3 protein-coding genes are annotated in these 3,119 nt (G+C 56.9%); all 3 read right to left on the bottom strand.

Going from position 1 to position 3,119, the window contains the following annotated elements; all coding sequences use genetic code 11:
- Nucleotides 1–180: 180 nt before the first annotated feature.
- On the bottom strand, nucleotides 181–1,152 hold the full coding sequence (locus tag B3R00_RS12465) for a hypothetical protein (RefSeq protein WP_043387440.1): 972 nt from the start codon (nucleotides 1,150–1,152) through the stop codon (nucleotides 181–183).
- Nucleotides 1,153–1,234: 82 nt separating this feature from the next.
- Nucleotides 1,235–2,281, bottom strand: coding sequence for a YqaJ viral recombinase family protein (locus tag B3R00_RS12470; protein WP_045267213.1), 1,047 nt, complete (start codon nucleotides 2,279–2,281; stop codon nucleotides 1,235–1,237).
- 135 nt (nucleotides 2,282–2,416) lie between these two features.
- Nucleotides 2,417–3,119, bottom strand: a 703-nt coding sequence (locus B3R00_RS12475; RefSeq protein ID WP_286999291.1) for a DUF932 domain-containing protein, incomplete at its 5' end; no start/stop codon positions are given.

The raw sequence follows: 3,119 nt of genomic DNA on the forward strand, positions 1-3,119 counted from the left end.
AGCATGCCCATTCCCACTAGTGTGTCCGCGCCGAAGTAGAACTGAGCCACCGGCTCAGTTTCCGGTCGGCCATTGACAAAGAAGGTGGGCGTCTTGGTGACCTGCAGTGCGGTGAGGTCTTCGATGTCTTGCTGCACTAAGGACTGCATGCCAGGTGGCTTGTAAGCGCAAAAAATGGCGTTAGGGATGGTGTGTTGGCGGCTCGGTATCCTCCGGATAAAGCTCCTCCACAATGTCCGCCGCTTCCTCCGGCGCATCTTCAAAGCTGCCGTTAGCATAGCCCAGACGTGCAGCCTCATCCAAAGCGCTCTGCGCAAATCCTGCAGACTGGCGCTGTGCAGCCAGCGCCTTGGCTTGGCCGATGGCCTCGTTCAAGCTCAGGCCGGTGCGCACCACCAGGTCGGCGTAGTAGATGGCCGCACGGTGCGACTGTGTGGTGGATTTGCCCCGCAGCCGCATTTCTAGAGGCATGGCGGCCAGGTGGCCGCCTGAGACTGCAGCAAAGTAGCGCAGGCGTGCAACGAGCGTACGAATGCTGTTGAAGCCCGTGGTACGAAACACAAAGCTGCCCAATTCATCGCTGTCACCGATGCTGACGTTCAGCCGCCCATAAGGCTTGCAGTTACCCAGCCCAAAACGACAGCTATCAGGACCGGGACATTCCATCGTCTCCAGCCCTTGATCCGTGACGCGCTTGCTGCTCTCCCCGTCACCCACGCAGACAGGACGCGCTGTGCTGCGGTCAAACATGCAGTAGTTGGCTCGCAGGTTTAGATCAGGGTCATTGAACAAGACGCGCACGGGAATGCTGCGCAGCTTCCGTCGTGGAGAGCTAGTTTCTGCAGGCGCTTGACCTGCAACCCCCATCTTGTCTTTGAGCGTGCGCTTGGCACTGCGTGCGGGAATACTTTCACTTTGACTGTCGGAAGGCTCAGCGCCTTCCTTTATGCCGCCAACGGTGAAGGCATCTGGTTGGCTTTGGCGCAAAGCCTCATCCAACGGGTGTAGCACCCATTGTCCGCGCTGCTGGACTTGGGTGGTGATGGTGAATTCATCGTCTTTCTCTGGCAGGCGCTTGCCATTCTTTTCCACGACTTTGCCAATAGAAATTCGGCCAATGACGGGCGGGGTAATCATCAAACCTTTGATCATGTTTTGCTCCAAAAAAAGAAAGCTCCCGGTGGCATGGGCCACAGGGAGCGAGAGGGGGATGGATGTGGGAAGGATGGTCAGCTCAAGCTGGATACACGCAAAACCGCCGAGATCCAGGCCGTGTGGTGAGGTAGGCTTTGGACAGCTCGGGATGGTCTTTGACGAACTGCGCTGTATCGAACGCTTGTCCATCCTTGCTGCGGCGCCAGGTGACACTGCCACCACAGGCAAACGTGGCTTTGCCTGCTTCGCCCATGTGGATCTGAATGGCCTGGCGCAGGCGTGCTTCCTTCTTCTGTGCGGCATCGAGCTGCTCACGGGCCAGCAACAGAGCTTCAAACGTGGCATTGAGTTGTGGGTCCTCACTCATATCCACGTCTTCACCTACGCTGTTCGGATAGAGGCAACGCAATGCTTTTTCTGCACTGTCAGAGCCATCTCCGGCTGGAGGTGTGTTGCTTTCCACCAGATGCCAGAAGGCATGCTCCATCTCAATCAGGCGGGCAATTAAGGCCTCGTCACGATCGATACGGAAGATGCGCAACTCCTGCCCCCCAATGAGCACGGCCACATCTGCGGCTTTGTGGCCCGTCACGGCTAACTGGTGCATCACCTGCAACTGGACATACTCAGGCACGCCATCCTTCCACAGGCGTGCACCATGAATGCCAGCGGTCTTGCATTCCAGAATTTGCACCTCGGATGAACCCACCACCTCACGGTCCACATTGGCCAGCATCCAGGGATGCTTGGGATGCTGCAGCACGGCATTCACACGGCGTACCTTGTTGCCTGTGCGCTTGGTGTAGTGCGCAGCCACTATGGGTTCTAACAGCGTGCCCCAGAACATGGGGCTGGTGTCATCGTTGGGGTCTACCGCTGGCAGCAAGTTAGCCTTGCCCGTCTTTTGCATCCACAATTCCAGTTGGGACTGGTAGGGATTCAAACCTACGGCAGTCGCTGCATCAGAACTACCAATTCCCGTGCGACGCACTTCCAGCCAATCATCGCGTGCCATGTCCTTGGTCGATACTAGGCGCAAAGCGGCGCCCTTGCGAGGGCGGATGGGGTGCTCCACTGGTGTTTCACGGACATTCAGCGTGGCATTGCTCAACAAATGAACAGACATACAAATCTCCTTGGCCCTCAAGAATTGCGGGCATAAAAAAACCGCCTCAGAGGGCGGTTCGTAGGGGTGGAACGTAAATAGGAAAACCTAGCGGAAACAGCCAATGCGGCCAGAGAAGCAAACCAGTGAGCATGCTCAGGCCACCAGTTGCAAAGCATGATCCAAGGCACGCTGCTTAATCGCTGCTCCCTGGCCGAACCAAGCACTGTCCAAGCGGTTGTCCTGGCTACGCGCTTGTTTTTCATGGTCGATGAACTCAGTCACAGAGCACAGCAGGCCCCAGGCAGTGTCTTTGGCTGCATGCATTTCTGCACCTCGGCCGTGCCCCTCGTAAAGCATCTGTACTTTCTTAAGCGCTCGCTCATTGGTCAAGCCGACTGACAAGTCAGAGTGGGCATCTGTGTTGCAGATCACCTTGAGGAAGTAGTTCATGGCCTCATGGGTTTTGACCTTGCGCTCAGCCAGTGTCTTCATGCGGTACATAAAGCTGTCCCATTGACCGACTGCAATACCGAGTTGGCGTTTAACGGCCTGTGCGTCGAACGTGGTGCTGTGGGGCACCTTGACGGAACCTACGCCATCCTTGAGTGCAATCGTGAGTGTGTTGTTACACACCACGCGCACGGTCGTAGGCATGGCCACCGTAGCCAGAGAACCATCACACGACGTAGCCAGCAACAAATAGCCGTTGACAACATCGTTACCCTTCAGAGCCACCGACTTTCCAGTGCGTGCCAGAGCCCAGAACTTACGGCCTGCCTTGAGCACCCCGGCTGTCTCCAGCTCGTACCCTGCCACTTCGGTCAGGTCACGATAGAACTCCAGTACCTCACGCGGC

The sequence above is a fragment of the Comamonas sp. UBA7840 genome, from assembly GCF_002501455.1.
In the GTDB taxonomy this organism is placed as follows: domain Bacteria; phylum Pseudomonadota; class Gammaproteobacteria; order Burkholderiales; family Burkholderiaceae_C; genus Comamonas; species Comamonas jiangduensis.